Raw genomic sequence first — 22,390 nt, forward strand, 5'->3', positions numbered from 1 at the left:
GAATACTCTAGTTTGGATATTAATGAATTTAATGTTGTATTTTAATATTTTGGGTCATATGTCGTTACCCTATTGTACCTTTGCTCCTGAATAAGTTTGGAGCCGATTAATAGAAATTCTTTAAAAATAAGAAAAATCTAATTTACTTTGTCTTAAACTAGGAAAACTAAAATTCTAATTGAGCTTGATTTTAGTGCAAAAATAAGAGCTCATTTACTTTTTTTTTAATGAAACGGTCGCATTTCATAGTACAATAAACTTCATATGAACACATTCAAGTTGGCTAAAAATTGCAAATTTATCTTACCTTATTTTTTAAGTTTGATTATTTCTTTACCAGGCCTTTCGCAGGTTGTAGCTCCACAATCTGCTCCCACTAGCGCACCTACATCAACCGGAACAAATCAAAGTGGCTCCCAATCCAATGCTCCCCGCTCACAATCAGGCGCGCAGGGAAATCAGGGAGCTCAACAAGGAACACAACAAGGAAACCAGCCTGCAAATTCAAACCAGCAGTCCAACCAGCAAAAAGCAAGCGACGCACAAGCCGCTGAAAAGGCAAAAGCAGCCGCCGCTGATAATAATGATCCTAATGCTCCCAAAGAAGGCGCAGACCAGACAAAGATCAATACGTCTACAACCGGAACGCTTAGTGCTGAGGAGCAGGAGAAACTTGCTTTGCGTCAGAAAATCTATGGATATTCAATTTTCGCAAACAAACAATTCGATCCAATTCCTGATTTACAGATCGCTACACCAACCAACTACGTAGTGGGTCCTGGCGACGAATTGAACATTTACTTATATAACTATGCAGAGGCTACTTACAAGGCAATCGTAAGCCGTGATGGTTTTATAACCATTGAGCGTCTGGGTAATATAAATGTAAGTGGAAGAACCATCGAAGAAGTAAGAAAAATACTTATTGATAAATTTTCAAAATTCACTCCGGGACTTATCGGAACGAATGGTGAGACGGCCAGAACCAAATTGATGGTGACGCTGGGAGCAATCCGGAATGTGAAAGTCTTCGTAACGGGAGAGGTTATCAATCCTGGAACTTATGAAATTACCTCCCTTGCCTCTGCTTTTAATGCACTCTATCAGGCAGGTGGCCCAAATGAAATCGGTTCGTTCCGCGATGTGCGTGTTGTCCGCGCAGGAAAAGTAATTTCCCATCTTGATATTTACGATTATCTCGTTAATGGTAAAATTGACGGAGATATTCGCGTTCAGGATAACGATAACGTCGTTGTAGGTTACTACAAAAAGCGAGTTGAAATCTCCGGAATGGTAAAAAGACCGGGTATATATGAATTGAAAGAAGAGGAAAAACTTTCAGACGTACTTAAATACGCTGGTGGCTTTAATGACAATGCATACAAGGCACGCGTAAAAATTGAAAGAATTACACCAAGAGAAAGAAAAATTGTAGACGTTCCTCAGGAAGACTACGGAACAGCGGAAGTTGTTACTGGTGACCTGATCAACGTTGAGACTATTCTTGACCGTATCGAAAATATCGTAACGATTGAAGGTGCCGTAATGCGCCAGGGAAACTATTCTCTTGACAATAGCGGGACTTTGAAGAAATTGATAGAAAATGCACAGGGACTTCGTGAAGACGCTTTTACAGGCAGAATTTCTGTTTTAAGAACAAAAGCTGATTTGACGATTGAAAGTATCCAGCTTAACCTTGGTGATGTTTTGAACAATAACGTTCCTGACCTTGTGCTGACCCGCCTTGATCAGGTTGTGATACCTTCTAAATTTGATATGGCGCAGTCTGCCATTGTAACCGTTGAAGGCGAAGTAAATAACCCAAGATTCGGAGAAAATGATGGCAAGTATCCTTACGTTGCCAACATGACTCTGGAAGACGTGCTTGTAAAAGCTGGTGGTTTTAAAGAGTCAGCATTTACTACAGAAGTCGAAGTAATAAGAAGAAAAAGGAACAGCATACCTGGCGCCGCCAATGCACAGATCGCTGAAACTTTCAAATTCAATGTAAATCGTGACCTTTCGATCGGAAATAAAGAAAGCAATTTCGTTCTTCTGCCGTTTGACCAGGTTATCGTTAGAAAATCGCCAAACTATGTAGAACAGCAGTCTGTTTTTCTTGAAGGAGAAATTCTGGTTCCGGGTTCTTATACCATTATCAACAAGAGTGACAAAATCAGCGATATCATTAAAAGATCAGGTGGTTTAACTGAACTTGCATATCCGGAAGGAGCAACTTTGCTGCGAAGAACTTTCGTTAAAAATATTGCAGCACCAACTGACTTTTTAGAGGAGGAAGCAACCCAGGAAAGTATCAAAGAAGGGAAGATTACCGGAGACCAGCCCAACGTCAGAGAAGAGTCCATCGGAATCAAACTGAGCAGCATCATGAAGAACCCGGGTTCTTTCGAAGATCTTGTGGTGCAGGAAGGTGATATTATCCGAATTCCTAAAAGACTGGAAACGGTTCAGGTTACTGGTGAAGTTCTTTATCCTACTACTGTTAAATACGGCAAAGGATTATCATTCATTGATTATATCTCACACTCGGGAGGATTCACGACGAGATCGCTTCGTAAGAGCTCTTACATCAAATACCCGAACGGGTCTGTTGATCGTACCAGAAAGTTCATGTTCTTCAATGTATATCCAAAAGTGCAGCCTGGATCAGAGATTTTCGTTCCCGTTAGAGGAGCTCCTTCACTGACTCCTCAACAAGCTATTCAGACAACGATTGGTGTGTTGAGCTCGGTAATGACGCTTATTGTAACTATTCTGGCCTTCCGTACTTTAAATTAAAAATTAGAATATAATGTCGAATACGACTAATCAAGCTGAGGAACAAATTACCCCCAGGGAAGTAATTTTAAAAGTAGTTGAGGCAAAAAATGCGATTTTAAAAAGCTGGAAAGTCATAGTTCTTTTTATCCTGCTAGGGGTAGGTATTGGCTATGCGATGGACCTTTACCTGATTAAACCTAACTCTTACGAAGCCACAGTTGTCTTCAATATGGGTGGGGGCACTACGCCAAATGATATGGGAAATCTGGCCGGACTTTTTGGTATGGGCGGTGGAGCAACGGATGCGAATATTTTCACCGGTGATAACTTCTTTTACTTCGTTGAATCTCGCCCCGTATTAGAAAGGACATTAATGAAGACGGTGGAAGTTCATGGTAAAAAAGTTATTTTAGCCAACTTTGTGATCGATTCCAGTGGCATTAAAGAAGATGAATGGGACGGACGGGCGGATGTACAGGGATTTCACTTTACACAGCAAAATCCAGATTCTTTGAGAGGTCAGGCACGTACAGTTTTAAATGAACTGGTAGTTAAAATGAAAGGTACAACGGAGATTGGCGTTCTTGAACGTAAGTCTTCTTTTATATCCCTGACGGCTACCATTCAAAATGAAACGCTTGCAGCACTTTGGGCGAAAACCTTGCTTAAAACGGTTGAAGAAGTTTATACTGAAAAACAAACAAAAAAATCCTTAACGACGTTAAGATTACTGGAACGCCGCGCAGATTCACTTGCTTATATTTTGGGTAAGAGCGAACACCGATTGGCAAGAGAAATGGATTATAGTACGCAGTTAATCGTTCCGGAAGCAAAAATTTCTGTTAACAAACTGGAAAGAAATAATAGTTTCCTACAACAACTTTATTACGAAGCGGTCGGAAATGCTGAGAAAATGCGGGTATCTCTTGTAAAAGAAGCTCCACTTTTCACATTAATTGAAGATGTTAAAGTTCCCCTGGATCTAAAATCCGAAAGCAAGAAAAGAGCCAAGATCGGAGCACTGGTTGGTTTGATGCTTGCGCTGATCTATGTATATGTTAAAAGTATATACAGAGCTATTTTGGACGACACTACTCAACTGCCTGTAAAAGCGTAAATAATGCAGCACACGACTACAATTAAGGCCGGAGGATCGGAAAAAGATTACTGGAAGGATTTATGGAGGAATAAGCAATTGTTAATAATCCTTTCCAAAAGAGATATATCAGTTCGTTACAAACAAACACTATTGGGAGTTGCCTGGAGTGTGTTGCGGCCTATTATGACCATGACCGTTATGGTCTTCGTTTTTAGTTATGTCGCCAAATTGAAGGGTGATGAAGGAATACCTTATCCGCTTATGGTTTTATGTGGAATCACAATCTGGACGTTTTTTGCCAATACTTTTTCGCAGATCAGCAGCAGTATACTGATCAACTCTAACCTTGTTTCCAAAGTATACTTCCCCAGGTTACTTATGCCGCTCAGTTCGGTGGCAGTCGGTTTTGTCGACTTTTTAATAACACTTGGAATCTTCCTCATCCTAACGGTATTTTTCAATCACCCGCTTAGCTGGAATATCATTTATCTGCCTGCATTTTTATTGCTCGCCTTTATTACCTCGATGGGTTTCGGCCTTTTCTTTGCTGTTTTAAATGTGCGTTTCAGAGATATCGGACAATTAATTCCCTTCATCGTTCAGGTGGGTTTTTATGTTTGTCCGATCGCTTACAGCAGCAGACTTGCACAAGGCACGTGGTATGAAAAATATTACAATTTGAACCCAATGGTTGGGATTATTGATGGCTTTAAATGGTGTCTGTTGGGAGACAAAGCATATTTTAATCCCAATAGTGTTTACTCCACTGCAATAATTTCAGTTGTTATTCTGATATTATCCTTAATTTACTTTCGTAAAAAGGAAAATACCTTCGTAGATCATATTTAGAAACTGTTACTTTTGGCCATGTCTGTAATCACAGCTGAAAATATCAGCAAAAAATATATTATTGACCACAAGCATAAGACTGGTGGTCCGACAACTTTTCGCGACGTTGTGAGTGATTTGTTTTCCCGCAAAAATTCTCATTCTGATTATACCGAAAAAGAAGAATTCTGGGCGCTTAAAGACGTAAATTTTACAATTGACCAGGGGGACCGTATCGGAATCGTTGGCCATAATGGTGCTGGTAAATCGACCCTGCTGAAAATTTTAAGCCGTATCACGGAACCGAGTACCGGACAAATAACCATTGACGGCCGCGTTGCCAGCTTACTTGAAGTAGGTACAGGTTTTCACCCGGAACTTACCGGAAGAGAAAATATTTATCTTAACGGTGCTATTCTTGGAATGGCAAAAAGAGAAATAAAGGAATCATTCGACGCAATCGTTGATTTCGCGGGCGTTGAGAAATTTCTTGATACCCCTGTTAAACGTTATTCTTCCGGTATGTATGTGCGTCTCGGCTTTGCTATTGCTGCGCATTTAAATCCGGAGATATTGATTGTGGATGAAGTTTTGGCCGTGGGTGATACTGAATTCCAGAAGAAATGTCTTGGAAAGATGCGGGATGTTTCAGAAAGTGGAAGAACGCTTCTTTTTGTAAGCCATAACCTGACAGCAATCCAGGCGCTTTGTAACAAATCCTTCTATTTTGAAAAAGGACAATTGATTGACCAGGGTGAAACCACCCATATCGTTACCAATTATTTAAGCAAAGTTTCTCACAAGAGAATGGAGCGCCATTGGGACGATATCAATCAGGCTCCCGGCAATGATCAGGTTCGAATCAAGAGTTTCAGACTGCTTGCGGAATATCAGGACAATCTGATGCACATTGACGTCAGAACGCCGATGAACTTCCAATTTGAATTCTGGAATATGGAAGAAGGTGCGAATCTGAATTTAAGTATGCACCTTTACACCTTCACGGGTGAATGTATCTTCAACGTAGGAACAGAATCCCAGCAATTTGGGAAAGGACTTGTAACGGGAGTTTGTGAAATTCCGGGCCATTTCCTGAATGATGGTTCTTATGTTGTTTCCATGATGATTGTAAAAGATACCAGTACGGTGGTTTACAATATGGAAGAGGCACTTATTTTTGATATCGAGGATTATCGTGAAAACGTGACCTGGTATGGAAAATGGCCTGGCTATATCCGCCCTAAGCTTAATTTTTCTATTAGACAAACTGAACACCTGGTGAATGATTAACGTCACGAAAGCATATTTACCCGACCAGGAACAATACATCAAATACGTTCGTGAGATTTGGGATCGTGGGTACCTGACCAATAACGGTCCTTTGGTACAGGAGCTGGAAGCCAAATTGAAGGAGTATCTCAATGTAGATTATCTTTATTTTTGTGGTAACGGAACCATCGTTCTTCAGATTGCCATGAAGGCTCTTGAGATCAAAGGTGATGTGATCACGACTCCTTTTTCGTATTGCGCAACCACCAATGTAATTATCTGGGAAAACTGCACACCGGTTTTTGTAGATATTGATCCTGAAACTTTCAACATCAATGCCGATCTGATTGAAGCTGCGATCACGCCGGAAACGACAGCAATTCTTGCTACGCACGTTTATGGAAATCCATGTGACGTGGAAAAAATTGAAGAAGTTGCTAAAAAGCATAATCTGAAAGTGATTTACGACGGTGCGCATGCTTTTGGTGTCACGTACAAAGGAAGATCATTGTTTTCTTATGGTGATTTAAGTACATGCAGTTTCCACGCAACCAAGGTATTCCATACCATTGAAGGTGGAGCGCTGATATCCAATCATCCCGAACTTGATAAAGAACTTCATCTTTTGCGCGCCTTCGGCCACAAAGGTGATGAGGAATATTATTTTGCCGGAATCAATGGAAAAAACTCGGAATTCCATGCCGCCATGGGTCTTTGTAACCTGCCAAACGTCCCGGATATCATTGCAGCACGGAAAGAAATTTTCGACGGTTACGACAGTTTCCTGAATTGGCATATCCTTTCAAAACCGAAGATCAGCCCTGATATTGAATATAACTATGCATATTATCCTGTTGTTTTCCCGTCTGAAAAAGTACTGAGAAATGTACAGCAGGCACTTGCAGCGGAAGATATAATTCCTCGAAGATATTTTTATCCATCGCTCAACACCCTGGCTTTCATGCCGAAAAACATATCCTGCCCGGTCTCGGAGGATATGTCCGAAAGAGTGTTAAGTTTGCCACTTTATGTTGGCCTGCCTCTTCCGGACGTAGAGCGAATCAGTAAAATCATCAACGGTCATTTATCACCATAGTCTCATGGCTATTCTCTATCTACTTTCCTTCTTTCTGTTTTTATATAGTGTTGGTTATACTGCAAAAAAAATAACACAACCATCACTTACCGAATGGCTCATCACATCATTTGTTCTTTTCACTGGAAGCATAATCCCAACAGGGTTTGTGCTTTCAGCATTGGACCTTACCGCTAACACGCCCGCCTGGATCGTTGGCACCTTCATTGTAATAACACTGCATTTTGCCCTCTGGACAAGACTTTTCCCTCAGCAGCAGGCATTTTCTGTTCGTCAAATGCTGCGAAACCGGTTCAGCACATTTAAATTATGGATGCGGGAATTATCTCCCTATCTTAAATTTATTTTTCTGGCGATGTTTGGCACAATAGCCATCGTTGGCATTACCAATCTGATTCTTGTTATTTTCACTGTTCCAAACGAATGGGATAGTATGACGGGCCATCTCAACCGGGCAGTTCGTTATATCCAGCGGGGAACAATGGAGCATTTTGGAGGCACGAACTGGAACATGGATACGTATCCAAAAAGTGTTACAGCGATTCAAATCTATTCTTACCTGGTTACCGGAAAAGTTGAAAACGCTTTCAAAATTATCCATCATCTTTCATACTGGATCACGCTAATCTCGGTATTCGGGATTGCACAACGTATCGGCAGAAATCTTTCTGCAAGCTTTTTCTGTGCGTTGGCATACGGAATGTTCCTGGACTTTTTGATGCAGGCTGTCACAACAGAAACGGATATCGTACTGACTGCCTATCTGAGTTGTCTGCTTTATTTTATTTTCACATTCTACAACACACGCGAAAACCGGTATCTGTATTTAATAGGTATGGTCTTCGGAATTGTTTTTGGTCATAAAATAACTTTTGCATTCCTGCTTCCTTCGGTTTTTGTGATCATGATTTACGCCATTTTCATCTCGCCGAATTTTAAAGTATTTTTTGATCGTGTAATCCGCCTGGGCATTGCGATTATTCTGTCTGTATTGATTTACACTTTACCGACAGGTTACATAAAAAACATTCAGGTTTTTGGCCACCCGATTGGCCCTCCTACTGCTTTAAAACATCAATCCGTTGAAAGGTTCGGAACGCCTGCAAATCTTGCCAAACAAGGAACCCGAAATGTGATCCGTTACGGTTATGACTTTTTTAATCTGGACGGTATCCGTAATGCGCAGTGGGGTTATGATTTGAACACACAGATTCGCAAGCCGATTATCCTTTTAGAAGATAAACTGAATTTAAGGCTCGATGAGGAAACCGTATATGCCATCGTTCCTTTCACTTTCCAGAAAAGATTCGACTTTTACAATGCCAATCCTTACTGGGGTGTATTTGGTTTTGCACTGATATTACCTTTAATATTCCTTGTTTTTTTCAGAGTATTCTGGTCCCGGGTTCACTGGTTTCTCGCCCTTGCGTTCATACTGGATTACATAGCCATTTCATACACAGCTGTTTACGATCCCTTTAAAGGAAGATATTTCATAGAACCTGGCTTATTTGGCGTTCTCTTTTTACTGCTGCTTTTCTCAAATCATCGCCTGTCGATCATTAAGCCGCGAAGAAAAATCTGGAAGGGTTATGTGTTAATGATTGTATTGCTGGGATGCACTTCCGCTTTGATGTCTGTATTCCTGAATGTTCGTTGCCTGCCATTTGCTGTATACGGACATGAGTCTGCTTTGAAAATGGACCGCATTCAATTCCAGACTTTCGCAAGACCTGATATCACTAAACCTTATCTGGCCTACGATTCGATTGTTCCGCAAGATGCAACAGTCGCCCTGGCTACGATCAACGATGACTTTGAATATCCTTTATACGGATCGAAACTGTCCAGAAGACTGATATCCATCAATCCATTTAAAAAAGGTTTACAACCAATCCCGGAGGATGCAGATTATTTGTTTTATGCAAGAAGCGTAATAAACGATACGACGAAAATCAAAGCCTTGCCGACAGATCTGAGATTAGGGACAGATACAACCATGAAACATCTGATCGTAAAAGGTGAGGATTATTACCTCAGAAAGTTGAAATAATAAACAGTGATAATCAATCAATTAAATTCATCACACTAATCAATATAATATGACTATTGCCATAATGCAACCTTATATTTTCCCGTATATCGGGTATTTTCAGCTGATCAATGCTGTGGATAAGTTTGTAATTTATGACGATGTCAATTTTATCAATAAAGGCTGGATCAATCGAAACCAGATTCTGGTTTCCGGCAAGCCGCATCTTTTTACGATACCTTTGAAAGATGCCAGCCAGAATAAACTTATCCATGAAGTGGAGCTTGCTATCGATGATCCATGGAAAAAGAAGTTCCTGAAAACCATTCAGCAATCCTACCAGAAAGCACCCAATTACCAAAAGGTTTTTCTGCTAATCGAAGAAATCGTAAATTTCCGGTGTGAAAACATCGCTGAGCTTACCCTGTACGCTCTGAAAAAGGTTTGTGGAAACATGAATATCCATACTGAAATTGTTTCCTCTTCGAGAATTTACAATAATTCAGAATTAAAAGCTCAGGAACGGATTTTGGACATTTGCAAGCAGGAAAATGCTTCCCACTACATCAATCCGATTGGTGGCATGGAGTTATACGAAAAAAATAAGTTTGAAAAGGAGCATATCAGACTGGATTTCATCAAAAGTGTTGCCAGCCCTTATCCTCAATTTAAAAATGCTTTCGTACCTTGGCTATCAATTATTGACATACTAATGTTTAACGATGAAGAAAACATCGCTAAACTTCTTAAAGAATTCGAACTAATATAGAGAATGGCAAAGGTTATTATTTTTGGAGTTTTGGATACGGCTGAATTGGCCCACTATTATCTTGAAAACGATTCAGAACATGAAGTAGTAGCTTTTTCGGTGAATCGGGAATACATTACGGAACAATCATTTCGCGGGCTTCCTTTGGTAGCTTTTGAAGATGTTGAAACGGTATTTCCTCCATCAGAATATTCATTTTTCGCTCCTATGACGGGCAGGAACATGAACAGAAACCGGGAAGCGATTTACAATCAGGTGAAAGCAAAGGGTTACCAGTTCATATCTTATATCAGTTCTTATGCGACAATTCTTGACAGAAAAGTTATCGGTGAAAATTGTTTCATACTGGAAGATAATACGATCCAACCCTTTACAACGGTTGGAAATAATGTAGTAATGTGGAGTGGAAACCATATCGGTCATCACGGACAGATTAAAGATCACGTGTTTTTTACGTCTCATGTCGTCATGTCCGGGCATTGTGTTATCGAATCCTATTCCTTTTTTGGTGTAAATAGTACGATTCGTGACTATATGACAATCGCACAGGGAACATTGGTTGGCATGGCTTCTGCCATTACGAAGGACACAGAAGAATGGGGCATTTATGTAGGAAACCCTGCAAAAAAAGTTCCAGGAAAGCTAAGTTACGAAGCTTATTAAGAGCGTCTTAATTAATTTAAGATCTCAATTCGATATCAACGAACTTACCTTAATGACTCCGCAAAAAATACTATTTATAAGTCACGACGCAAACCGGGCAGGAAGCCAACTTCTCTTGCTTCAGCTTCTTCGGTTGCTGAAAGAGAAAGGCGTTCCCATGCACCTGCTGCTTTGTAACGGAGGCGTATTAGAGCAAGAATTTGCTGAGGTGGTAACGATTACAAGGTTATACAGTAATAAAAATTCCGTTTCAAATCTTTCCGACAAGGTTTTACATAAAGTAAGATTGCACAAATTGTATGAAAAACATGCAACTGAAAAGGAGAACGAACGCGCCATAGCCGAGTTAAAAAGCCAGAATATTGGATTAGTCTTCGTGAACTCAGTGGCAAATGCCGAAGTTTATTACAACTTTCTCAAATTTTTGCATGATTTACCTGTTGTCCTTTTCGTTCACGAACTGGGCATGTCTGTTAAAATATATACCTATCAGGAACATCTTTCTTTATTACTAAAAAAGACAAATCATCTGATTGCGGTTTCTAACGCCGTTGCCAGTCATTACATAAACGATTATGATTTCCCGGTAGATCGCGTAAGTATTTTTACACTGATCGACCATGATCATATTGATAAGAAATTAGAAGCCGCACAGCCTGAACTTCTTGAAAAAACATACGGAATCCCAAAAGATGCTGTAGTGATCGGTGGATGCGGCAATGCCGAGTGGCGGAAAGGCAATGACATTTTCAACTGGATTGCGAGGAGAGTTCTTCAAAAAACCAATCCGCTGGATGTGTATTTTGTCTGGGTTGGTGCTGGTCCGCAGCATGAAATTTTCGAACTGATCAGAAGTGATATTCATTTGATGGGCCTGGAAAACAGAATTATTCTGATACCTCCTACGCCGCAGGCCCTTGATTATATCAGCCGTTTCGATGTTTTGTTATTGAGCTCACGGGAAGATCCATATCCGCTCGTTGTTCTTGAAGCAGCGCTGAACGAAACGCCTGTTGTATGTTTCGATGGAGCAGGCGGCGCGCCCGAACTGATCGAATCTGACGCTGGGTTTGTGGTTCCTTATCTGGACATTTCAGCGGCCTCAGAAGCGTTGATTCAACTTATTCTGGATCCTTCCCTTAGGGAAACCATGGGCCAAAAAGGTCGTACAAAAGTTTTGGAACGTCACAATACTGTGAAGAGTGTTGCAAAAATTGAAGCGATAATTCAAAAGTATCTACCTTTGCAGGTTTCCGAAAAACACAATCAATGACCATTGCCTTTACCATTTGTTCTATAAATTACCTGGCTCAGGCGCGCACACTCGGCGATTCGCTGGCTGTTACAAACCCCGAAATTCTTTTCGTCATCGGTCTGGTGGATAATCAGGAAGGTGTCAGTTTCGAGCAATCTTACACCCCGAAGTATCCGATGATCGAAATTGACAAAATCGGAATTGTGGGTTTTGAAGATATGTGCAGCCGCTACAATATCACAGAGCTGAACACTGCAGTAAAGCCATTTTACTTTACCTATTTTTTTAAAAATTATCCGGAGGCAAAAAATGTAATTTACTTTGACCCGGATATCATTATATACCAGCCTTTGACTGGCTTGCTCGATTCGTTGAAAAAACATGAGGCCGTTTTAACGCCGCATGTAAACACGCCGATTGAAGACAGACTTACGCCGAATGAGCTACATCACTTAAATACCGGAATCTATAATCTTGGTTTTGTCGCTTTCAGGAGAAGCGAGCCAAATACCGAATTTATCAAATGGTGGGAAGAAAAGTTGCGCTATGAGTGTTTGATTGATTTGTGTAACGGGCTATTTGTGGATCAGAACTGGATGAATTTTCTACCGGTTTTTGTCCCGAATACGCATATAGAGCGAAATCCTGGTTATAATGCCGCCTACTGGAATTTGCATGAACGCTTTTTTTCAAAAAAAGAAAACACCTTTTATGTAAATGAAAACAACCCGCTGATATTTTTTCATTATAGCGGATATGATCCGGAAAAACCGGAAGTATTATCCAAATACCAGGACAGGTTCCAGCTTTCTGAGCGAAAAGATGTGACTGAACTTTTTGATATTTATCGCAACAGCCTGATCAATAATGGCAACGCATATTATCGAAAATTCCCCTGCTCCTATATAAAACCGGCGAAAGTTAAAAGATATGTTCGTGTCAGAAAATACCTTAACATGCCTGTTAAATATTTAATCGATCAGATTGATACCTTATAATGAAAGAGCTGGTATCTATACTGATTCCGATATTAAATGCCGATTTGACTGTCCACGAAGAAACGGTTTTACGACATAGTCTGAAAGCGTTATCAAAATATCCGGTCATTCTGTTCACCTATGAAGGAGCTGATCTATCGGCCTTTGAGTCAGAGGACAAACGGGTGGAAGTACTGACCTTTAAGTCAAAATATTTTGAATCAAGACAGGCTTTATCAAACCTGTTATTGATGGAAGATTTTTACGCACGGTTTACGTGGAGCGATTTTGTTCTGATTCACGAACTGAACAGCTGGATCGTTAAAGATGAAATACACTACTGGTGCAAGCAGGGATATGATTATCTACACGCAAATCCAATTGAAAATCCTGGCTCAAAAAACAGTATTGCAAATGACTTTTCAAGAATCTGGGGTCTGAATGAAAACGAGAAACAGGAATTAGGCAAAAGTTTTGAAAGTGACGGATTGAAGTTATGCAACGTGCAGCGGATGATCAAAACGCTGTCTGCCAGGAAAAAGGAGGCGCATGAATATCGTCAAAGTGATAAATTTGAAAACAAAGATTCTCTGTTTTGGGAAATCGAAGCGAATCGTTTCTGGCCGCAATTAAGAAAACCAACCCCAATCGTACAAAGCAGGTTTTCTAAAAATGTCAGAAATATTTCCGGATACGCCGATAACCGGGACGCCTGGCCAACAGGAATTTGTGGAATAGATATGAATAACCTGGATAGTCTTCCATTTTTTAAATAGGACAGAGAAACGCACAGCATGAATATAATTTTTACCGTCTGTAACAGATTACAATTACCGAATGCTTTGGCTTTGGGAGCTTCTGTGTTGCAGTTTCATCCCGATTCTCTCTTTTACATTGGCTGGGCAGATACCTTTCCGTTGCCAAAAGTTCAGAATGGAATTAAGGTGATCCCAATTGAAGATATTGATGTGCCGGAATGGGGACAAATGTGTTCAACTTATTTTGACTTTGAAATTGTTGCTGCTTCCCGGCCCTGGTTTGCAAAAGGTATTTTAAAAAAACAGAAGGATTGCAAACAGCTAACATTTCTGGCACCGACAACTTTGCTTTTCAGTTCTATACAGGAAATTACCAATAACACTGCGGAATTGCTTTTAACACCGCATATAACAAAACCGCTTGGTAAGTCCAATATGCTGGATGACAAGCGGATTCTTAATATTGGAATGTTTCATTCAGGAAGCTGGGTTATAAAACCAGGCGAAGCAACTTCTGAATTATTAGACTGGTGGTCGCATCGGACCATTGACAGAGCAAAATTTGATCTTTGTAACGGGATGTGTATGGATCAGCTATGGCTTAATTATGCGCCGGTTTGGGTTAAAAACACGATTCAAGTGCAGCATGCAGGCTGGCATTACGGTTTACACAGCGTTTTGAATAAAAATCTGAAAGAAGAGAACGGATTTTTTTTTATCGACGACGAAAAACTCATTTCAATAGACTTCGCCGGACTTGGAAATTATCATCCGGTTTGGTCAGAACATATTGGCCTGGTTAATCAGAACAGTATCTTTAAAAGGTTGTTTGACCAATATCAGCATTCGCTAAAAAAGTACGAAAGTTTAAAAATAAGTGGTGAACCAGCATTTGGCAAACCTTCTAATATCAGCAGTCAGAGAGCACTACGCAAAAATATTGCTGGTAAGCTGAAAGCTATAACAAAATTCGTTGATCAGTTTTAAGGTCAATAAACAGGAATTAATCAAGTATGAAACCTCTTCAGGAAAGTACAGCAGAACTTCGTGAATTTACATCAAAATTGACGATCAATAATTTAGCTGATAAGACCAGCAAGGCATTCCCAAAGCTGACGATCATTACACCTTCCTACAATCAGGCAGATTTTCTGGAACGCACTATTTTAAGCGTTTTGAACCAGAACTATCCGAACCTGGAATATATTATTGTCGATGGAGGATCTACTGACAGAAGTGTTGAGGTAATAAAAAAGTATGAAAAATATCTGGCCTACTGGGTATCTGAAAAAGACAAGGGTCAGGTTCATGCCATTAATAAAGGACTTGAAAGAGCTACGGGTGAATGGATAAGTTTTCAAAATTCGGACGACGTATATTTTCCCGGCACTTTTCAGCGTTTTGGAAAAGCGGCTTTGGACCATGCAGCTGATATTTTGTATGGCGACCTGTTCATGATTACAACGGATGACGAAGTGACGGAGATATTGAAAACAACGTCTTACAGCCTGACTTGCCAGATCCTGGAAGGTATGCAGATCCATAACCAATCGTTGTTTTTCAAAAAATCGCTGGTTGAAAAATATGGCAATTTCGATGAATCGTTCCGATTTGCATTTGACTATGAATTTATCACACGTTACACGCTGCACGATTCGACGAAAATTATAAAGATCGACGGGCTTGGCGGCGCTTTAAGAGTTCATGCAGACGCTAAGTCGTCAACCATTGCCTCCGTAGGTTCAGAGGAGCATCTCAGAATACAAAAATTGTACAATTCTGCGATATCATTCCCTGCTCTTAACAAAATACGGTATCTTTGGTGCAGGATTCGAAAAGTGTCCTATTTTTTATTGCGATTTGATTTCAAATACATACGTTTCAGATTATCAAGATGAATTTGAGTCTAACAACTTTAATAAGAAACTTTAATTTTTTGAGGTATTCCGTAGGCATCGCAATGATGTTTAACGGATTTCCTTTGATATTCTTTTTTCGTGATACCCTTGGGATTGGTCCCGCAAGTAGTACGTTTACAGCCGGTTTCTTTGTTCTGGCGCTTCTTTTAATGACGCCGACAAACCTGTTTTTAAGGTTTTACAAGCCAAACGAAATACTCTTTTATTTAGGTTTCGGGTTCCTGGCAATTTCAATGTATTATTTTGTGTTTTTCAATCCGGTCGGTACTGGTGTCACAGATATTGGTAATTACGTTTTTATTTTTGCGTTCCTGATTTTATTGCTAAGTATTCCGAGTGATGTCCAGGAGACAGTGGTGCCTGTCCTTTTTTTCTTCTCACTTTTCTCAAATATAACGCTCGTTTACTCGCTCATGACAGATCCGAGCTGGACGGTCGGTATGCGTGCAGCAGTCAGTTTTTCGAATGAAGGAGCGCAAGCAGGAGGGAATCCTCACATTACTGCCCGGAATGGCGTAATTTGTTTGCTCACTGCACTTGTGTTGATACCTCGATATAAAAGCGTTCTCGGACGGTTATTTTTATACTTTTCAGTCCTTTTCAGTCTTGGTGTAATTGTAATTTCTCTGGCAAAATCCAGTTATCTTGGTGTCGGAATTATGGTAGCATTGTATGTTTTTTATAATTTTAAGGTAACAAGAATCTTCTCGGCGATCGGCAGCATTTTTAATTTCAAGAACCTGATTGTGCTAATCGTTATCATCTTTGGTATCAACTATTTCCTGAAAGTTTACAGTAACGTGTATTACAGTCTCATGAATTACTGGAGCGTTTTCGAGGACAGGATCATGGACGTAATTTTCACATCACTGGGTGTCAAGCTCACTGAAACAGCCGATATTGATGCCTCTGCTATGGGACGGGTTAGTGGTTTTGCAGACTTTCTGGAAACTTTCTATTCCTGGGACGTATTCCTTGGTAAGGGATATAAATTCGGTTTTCTTGACATTCCGATTCTTGAAGCCTGGGTTAACCATGGAATTCTTGGCTTCTTGTTTTTCAACGGCTTTAATTTATTTCTCTTTATCTATTCTTTGCAGGAAATTAAGAGAAATACCAGTCCGCTATCGACATTTCTTGCCTATTTCTTCTTGTCGCTTATCGTATTATTAATTTCCGGCGGACGGCCCTATGACATTGCCTATTGGTTCCCCTATGCTGTAATGATCCGCTTTCTGGGCATAAAATACTTTGACAAGTTCAACGCAAAACCGGCACAGGAGCAATTGGTCACTGCCAATTCCTAGTTAAATTACAGCACTATATTGAGAAAGAAGCCTCAGATTATTTTCATATTTTGAGGCTCATTAAATCTGCACATGAGACAAAGAGTTGAACAATTGGATGGATTACGTGGGATTTTCTCCATTCTTGTGGTCGCCCACCATCATAATGCATTTCGGGATTCAATTTTTTACAACAACTTCTTTGTCATCAATTCCAGCCTTTTTGTAGACTTTTTCTTCGTTCTGAGCGGTTTTGTCATTGCGATGAACTATATCGAAAAAATCCAGACAGGAGAAGATTTCGGCACTTTCATCAAAAAACGATTTATAAGGCTTTATCCCCTGCTCTTTTACACGGAAGTATTGTTCATCATCGCCAACCTGATTGGTGATCAAAGTGCGCTCAAAAATGTGGGTGATATGGAATTATCGTATTATTTGCAGGCAGGACTTGATACACTGACTTTCATGGGTTCAACGCCTGTCTTGGGTGACTGGATGGGGATTAATTATCCGGCGTGGTCGATATCCTCTGAAATGATCTCCTATATCGTTTTTGGTCTGGTACTGCTGTTCGTCCCAGCTAAAAAATACTGGGCGTTTTTTATCCTAAGCATCTCGTGTGTCGCTTTTATCATTTACAAGGGCGAATATATGCTCGTATATGACTACGGTTTTATTCGCGGTCTGCTGTGTTTTTGCATGGGAATTTTTACTTTCGCCTTTCTTCGCGACAGAACGCTGCATCTTAATATTTTCGAAATCCCTTTTCTGATCGTTATGATAGCGGCGATGTATATGACCCATCATTATGAATGGAATTTGATCAAACTGATTTTCCCCGTTTTATTTTCTGTCGGAATTATTATTTTTGCATCTTCCACCGGTATCATCACGCAGCTTCTTTCAAGCAAGCCATTTCAGTATCTGGGGCGAATTTCTTATTCTCTATACCTGAATCATGCCATCGTATTGATTTTTGTAAATATCTGCCTTTTTCGGATCCTCAAATGGACTCCATCAGAAACCCATATCTTCTTTTCGCTGATTATTTCGATTTCTTTAACAATCCTGTATTCGCATTTTACTTACGAATTCATAGAAAAACGCTTTGGGAAGTTTTTAAAAACAAAGCTTGGCTAAGGGGTACTCGTACGATTTTTGATCGCTGAAAATCATATCAGATTTGTTAAACCATTCCTTACCGGGATTGGTTATTATGTCGTACTAAATCATTAGAACATATGTCAGCATTTTCAGATTTAATAAATAGCAACAAGCCCGTTTTGGTTGATTTTTCCGCAGAATGGTGTGGCCCATGTAAACTGATGAAACCTATTCTGGAAGAATTGAAAGCTGGTTTGGGAGATAAAGCAACGATTGTAAAAATTGATGTGGATAAAAATCCATCCGCCGCACAGGCATATAAAATTCAGGGCGTTCCTACTTTGATCGTCTTCAAGCATGGCAAAGTGATGTGGCGTCAGTCGGGCGTGGTGCAGGCCAATCAATTGAAAAGCGTTATTAGTAAATATTTGTAGAATTTATAAGTCTAATTTTAATGTACAATAAAAGAAACGTCGAGTCAATCAGTCATATCGATTTCACAGGTCAGTATCTGCCTCAGCAAAGTTTTGAACAGGTTGAATTTTCCAACTGCACTTTCACTGATATTTCCGGGACTGATTTCACCGACTGCTCTTTTATTGGCTGTAATTTGAGTAATGCGGTCATCACGAATTGCAAAATGTATGACGTCGAGTTCGTCGATTGCAAGATGATCGGTGTAAATTTCTCTGATACCAAAGATTTTGGTTTCTCTGTCCGTTTCGAGAAATGTATGCTGGACTACGCGAATTTTGACAATAAAAAACTGAATAAAAGCTTCTTCATCGATTGCAAAATCAACGGAGCTGATTTTACGCAGGCCGATTTGTCAAAGTCGAAGTTTACATACTGTGATTTGTTCGGAGCAGTTTTTTTATCCACCAATCTGAGCGGGGTTGACTTCACGACGAGCCAAAATTTTTCTATTGATCCTGCGAGTAATAATGTAAAAAAAGCCAAGTTCCTGTCTACCGATTTGGCAGGTCTTCTGACTAAGTTTGATATTGTCATCAAGTGATTTATATATTTTAATTCCTAAACCGTCATTTTAAGTATTTAACTTATGTCCAATCAGATATTTGCAGAAAAGGTGTATACCGGCCACGAGGTATTGCACAATCAGATTATTACCATCGAAAACGGAGTGATTGCTGGCTTTGAAGCTTCTTCAAACAATCCTGGCTTAAAACATTTTCAAAATATCAGCGCCGGTCTTTTCGACATACATATCAACGGCGGTGAGCAATTCCACTTTACTGAAAAGGCTGACGAAGAGACGATTGATGACATTTATCAGTCAAGTCTGCTACAAGGAACAGCCTATGTTTTTCCAACTTTGATTACTTCTTCACTGGAAAATATTTTAAAGGGGATTACTGCGATGAGAACTTATCAACGCAAAAATCCAGATTCCGGAGTTCTGGGAATGCATCTGGAAGGGCCCTTTTTAAATCCTGTCAAACGTGGCGCTCATCTTACTGAGTATGTAAGAAAACCGACGGATACAGAACTGGAAGCGATCATCAGCCATGGCCGGGATGTAATTAAGTTAATCACGATTGCCCCTGAAATATTCACGCCTGAACAGATCGACCGACTTTTAGCATCCGGTATCACGGTATCAGCCGGTCATTCCAATGCAACTTATCAGGAGGCCACAGAGGCATTCGGGCAAGGAATTAAGTTGGTTACGCATTTGTATAATGCTATGTCGCCGTTCGGGCATCGCCAGCCTGGGCTGGTTGGGGCAACTTTTGATACGGATTCCGTTTACGCTCCTATTATTGTCGATGGTGTCCATTGTGACTATGCCGCAGCACGAATTGCCTATCAGGCTAAAAAAGATAAATTGTTCCTCATTTCCGACGCTTTGTTTGTTGGTGAAAAAGTGACAGAGTTTAAATGGGGAGAGTTTGATGCTTTTTTACAAAATGGTCAGTATATGAATTCAGAGGGAAATCTGGCTGGTGCGACAATTTCTTTGGGTGACGGGGTAAGAAATGCGGTGAAAGAAATGGGTATTCCGGTTCAGGAGGCGATTGAAATGGCGACTATTCGTCCTGCACTGGCGGTTGGTCTATCGGATAAGGTTGGCAGCATTGCGGTTGGGTATCCGGCTGTTTTTACTGCTTTTGATGATGAATTGATGAAGTTTGAGGTTGTTCGGTAAGTTTTTTATTAACCGCAATGGACGCAATGGGTTTCGCAATGGACGCGATAATCCATTGCGTTTGTTTTATACGATCAATAGGCCGCCGCTTTTCAGTTCTTCCCATTCTTTTGATTTAATGAAAAGGTCGAAGTCTCCCAGGCCAAGCTTTTCGTAGTCTTTTTTTAGCTGTTCAAATGGGTATGGATCGTGTTTTCCGATTAGCAATTCCGGCATTTTATCTTCAAGCCACGCTCCTATTGCGGGCGATGTTTCCAATGCCCATTCCTGTTTTTTATTGTAGAATACCAGTTCTGCAATTTCTATAACCCGTTTTCCTTGTTTTTCCTGAAAAACTGAAAGTGTCGGCAAACTTCCCATCCAGATTACCATGGCGTTGGTGCGCGGAATTGCATCGGGGAAGTGGCTGATACTTTTTTCGATGTATCTCGGAGGAATTGTGGTTGCCGGGATTTTGAAATCAAACCATTTTGATAAGGGAAAATCAAAACATACGCCATGCATATAATTGAATAATGACTTTCTGAGACCTTCGGCGAAGAGGTCGTGGTTTGCACCTGACGGATCGTTATGTTCAAGATCATTATTGGCAAATTCACCCAGAGCCGGGCCAATCCGCATTACGTCAAATTCCTCAGGATGAAGTCCGACGGGGCTGTGGGCTGTCATTGCAAACCTGTGCCAAAATCCTGACTGAACAATTCCCTGCTGAAATAACTGGCGCACCATTTCCAAAGCGTCAACCGTCTCCTGCATCGTTTGTGTAGGAAACCCGTACATCAAATAGGCATGAACCATGATGCCGGCTTGTGTGAATGCATCAGCAACGCGCGCAACCTGTGCGACAGTTACTCCTTTTTTCATCCGTTCGAGCAAACGATCAGAAGCTACTTCCAGTCCACCGGAAATGGCGATACATCCCGAAGCTTTTAACAGCAGACAAAGGTCATGCGTGAAATTTTTCTCAAAACGGATATTGGTCCACCAGACAACCGTTAATTTTCTCCTGATAATTTCCAGTGCAAGGTCACGAAGCAACGCCGGAGGAGCAGCCTCATCAACAAAATGGAATCCATTCTGCTGCGTTTGTCCTATTATTTCTTCGATGCGATCGCAAAGTAAGGCTGCCGTCATCGGTTCGTAACGTTTGATATAATCAAGCGAAATATCGCAGAATGAGCATTTCCCCCAATAACAGCCATGCGCAAGCGTCAGCTTGTTCCAACGGCCATCGCTCCAGAGCCTATGCATCGGATTGACGATCTCAATGACCGACAAATAATCATGCAGCGGAAGATCGCTGTAATCCGGCGTTCCAGTGTCGCGTTGCGGGACGTCTCTTTCTTTTGCTCCGTTATAATAAATAACCTTTCCGTCTGTGCGCGCATAAACCCGTTTTAGCTGGTCAATATCTCGCTCGCCATCCAGATATTCAAGCAGAGAAAGCAGAGGTGCCTCGCCATCGTCCAGACAAACGAAATCGATGTAATCGAAAACCCTTGGCTCTTTTAGTGAACGTAATTCAGTATTCGCGAAACCACCGCCCATCACGACGCTCATTTCGGGATGAAATTTTTTGACGTATTGTCCACATTTCATACCGCCATATAAATTCCCGGGAAAAGGCACAGTAATGCAAAGAATATCAGGCTGGTAGGTTTTGATTTTCTCTTCCAGTATATCAACCAGCAAAGTGGTTAACAAAGTATTGGGCATTTCCAGCGCTTCGCACATTTCATCAAAATGCGTCGCAGATCTTCCCAGACGTTCAGCATAACGGCTAAATCCAAAATGCGGGTCCACAGCTTCCTGTATCAAATCGCCAAGATCTTCAAGGTATAAAGTTGCCAGGTGCCGGGCCTTATCATGGATCCCCATCGTCCCGAAAGCCCAGTCCATATCTTCCAGCTGCTGAAAACGTGATGCTTCAGGCAAATAGGTCCGGTCGCAGATACTATGCGCCAGCGTTGGATTTCTATTTTTCAGAAAACGAATGACCGGGTCAATCGTACTGATATATTCATCCCGAAGTGAATAAATCCTGAAACTGTTATCTGTCAGTTCCGCGTCCGAATTGTCCAGATCTTCGAATAATTTCTTTAATCCTTTTGAAGAAAAAAGTGCGAGAATAACCTCAATACCCAAATCTGCCTGACGAGATTCTCTTCCCAGCGTATTCAGAAAACCTTTCAGGTAAGCCGTTGCGGGATAAGGCGTATTCAGTTGCGTAAAAGGCGGGGTAATAAATAAGGTTTTCTTTTTCAAAGCACTTCGGATCTCGATTTTCACGACACAAAGGTACGGAGAGTTTTGGATCGGATAATCATTAAACGCATCGATTTGAATAGCAGGAAATCAATATTTCTGGTAACTTGACATCC

Annotated in this window: 19 protein-coding genes; 18 read left to right on the plus strand and 1 reads right to left on the minus strand. The window is 40.7% G+C overall.

The features are described 5' to 3' along the window. The first annotated feature begins 264 nt into the window (after positions 1-264). From AC1XUO_RS13555 to nagA, 18 genes are all read left to right on the plus strand, one after another. A complete protein-coding gene (locus tag AC1XUO_RS13555) occupies positions 265-2,799 on the plus strand; it encodes an SLBB domain-containing protein (RefSeq protein ID WP_483330350.1) in 2,535 nt (844 codons plus the stop codon). A gap of 13 nt (positions 2,800-2,812) precedes the next feature. Then, the gene (locus tag AC1XUO_RS13560) at positions 2,813-3,898 is read left to right on the plus strand and encodes a hypothetical protein (protein ID WP_483330351.1); all 1,086 of its coding nucleotides are present in this window, start codon (positions 2,813-2,815) and stop codon (positions 3,896-3,898) included. A gap of 3 nt (positions 3,899-3,901) precedes the next feature. After that, positions 3,902-4,729, plus strand: a complete 828-nt coding sequence (locus AC1XUO_RS13565; RefSeq protein WP_483330352.1) for an ABC transporter permease — start codon at positions 3,902-3,904, stop codon at positions 4,727-4,729. 18 nt (positions 4,730-4,747) lie between these two features. Beyond that, positions 4,748-5,998: an ABC transporter ATP-binding protein gene (locus AC1XUO_RS13570; RefSeq protein WP_483330353.1), complete on the plus strand. Its 1,251-nt coding sequence runs from the start codon at positions 4,748-4,750 to the stop codon at positions 5,996-5,998. Further along, a complete protein-coding gene (locus AC1XUO_RS13575) occupies positions 5,991-7,073 on the plus strand; it encodes a DegT/DnrJ/EryC1/StrS family aminotransferase (protein WP_483330354.1) in 1,083 nt (360 codons plus the stop codon). The genes AC1XUO_RS13570 and AC1XUO_RS13575 overlap by 8 nt, the downstream gene beginning before the upstream one ends. Positions 7,074-7,077: 4 nt before the next feature. Continuing rightward, positions 7,078-9,126: an ArnT family glycosyltransferase gene (locus AC1XUO_RS13580; protein WP_483330355.1), complete on the plus strand. Its 2,049-nt coding sequence runs from the start codon at positions 7,078-7,080 to the stop codon at positions 9,124-9,126. A 49-nt stretch (positions 9,127-9,175) separates the two neighbouring features. Further along, a complete protein-coding gene (locus tag AC1XUO_RS13585) occupies positions 9,176-9,874 on the plus strand; it encodes a WbqC family protein (RefSeq protein ID WP_483330356.1) in 699 nt (232 codons plus the stop codon). Between the two features lie 3 nt (positions 9,875-9,877). Beyond that, positions 9,878-10,537, plus strand: a complete 660-nt coding sequence (locus tag AC1XUO_RS13590; RefSeq protein ID WP_483330357.1) for an acetyltransferase — start codon at positions 9,878-9,880, stop codon at positions 10,535-10,537. Positions 10,538-10,589: 52 nt separating this feature from the next. Further along, positions 10,590-11,810: a glycosyltransferase family 4 protein gene (locus tag AC1XUO_RS13595; RefSeq protein ID WP_483330358.1), complete on the plus strand. Its 1,221-nt coding sequence runs from the start codon at positions 10,590-10,592 to the stop codon at positions 11,808-11,810. Next, on the plus strand, positions 11,807-12,790 hold the full coding sequence (locus AC1XUO_RS13600; protein ID WP_483330359.1) for a glycosyl transferase: 984 nt from the start codon (positions 11,807-11,809) through the stop codon (positions 12,788-12,790). The genes AC1XUO_RS13595 and AC1XUO_RS13600 overlap by 4 nt, the downstream gene beginning before the upstream one ends. Further along, a complete protein-coding gene (locus AC1XUO_RS13605; RefSeq protein ID WP_483330360.1) occupies positions 12,790-13,545 on the plus strand; it encodes a DUF5672 family protein in 756 nt (251 codons plus the stop codon). The genes AC1XUO_RS13600 and AC1XUO_RS13605 overlap by 1 nt, the downstream gene beginning before the upstream one ends. An 18-nt stretch (positions 13,546-13,563) precedes the next feature. Beyond that, a complete protein-coding gene (locus tag AC1XUO_RS13610) occupies positions 13,564-14,514 on the plus strand; it encodes a hypothetical protein (RefSeq protein ID WP_483330361.1) in 951 nt (316 codons plus the stop codon). 26 nt (positions 14,515-14,540) lie between these two features. Beyond that, the gene (locus AC1XUO_RS13615) at positions 14,541-15,425 is read left to right on the plus strand and encodes a glycosyltransferase family 2 protein (RefSeq protein WP_483330362.1); all 885 of its coding nucleotides are present in this window, start codon (positions 14,541-14,543) and stop codon (positions 15,423-15,425) included. 38 nt (positions 15,426-15,463) lie between these two features. Next, positions 15,464-16,753, plus strand: a complete 1,290-nt coding sequence (locus tag AC1XUO_RS13620; protein WP_483330363.1) for a hypothetical protein — start codon at positions 15,464-15,466, stop codon at positions 16,751-16,753. Positions 16,754-16,825: 72 nt separating this feature from the next. Continuing rightward, the gene (locus AC1XUO_RS13625; RefSeq protein ID WP_483330364.1) at positions 16,826-17,875 is read left to right on the plus strand and encodes an acyltransferase family protein; all 1,050 of its coding nucleotides are present in this window, start codon (positions 16,826-16,828) and stop codon (positions 17,873-17,875) included. Positions 17,876-17,976: 101 nt separating this feature from the next. Further along, on the plus strand, positions 17,977-18,273 hold the full coding sequence (gene trxA, locus AC1XUO_RS13630) for a thioredoxin (RefSeq protein WP_235150930.1): 297 nt from the start codon (positions 17,977-17,979) through the stop codon (positions 18,271-18,273). Between the two features lie 20 nt (positions 18,274-18,293). Beyond that, positions 18,294-18,857, plus strand: a complete 564-nt coding sequence (locus AC1XUO_RS13635; RefSeq protein ID WP_483330365.1) for a pentapeptide repeat-containing protein — start codon at positions 18,294-18,296, stop codon at positions 18,855-18,857. Between the two features lie 45 nt (positions 18,858-18,902). Continuing rightward, entirely contained in the window at positions 18,903-20,009 is a 1,107-nt protein-coding gene (nagA, locus tag AC1XUO_RS13640) for an N-acetylglucosamine-6-phosphate deacetylase (protein WP_483330366.1), read from the plus strand. A gap of 66 nt (positions 20,010-20,075) precedes the next feature. Here the strand turns inward: nagA and AC1XUO_RS13645 are convergent, their stop codons facing one another. After that, on the minus strand, positions 20,076-22,274 hold the full coding sequence (locus AC1XUO_RS13645; RefSeq protein WP_483330408.1) for a B12-binding domain-containing radical SAM protein: 2,199 nt from the start codon (positions 22,272-22,274) through the stop codon (positions 20,076-20,078). Between the last annotated feature and the right edge of the window lie 116 nt (positions 22,275-22,390).

The organism is Dyadobacter sp. HNCC25DJ186 (assembly GCF_056895235.1).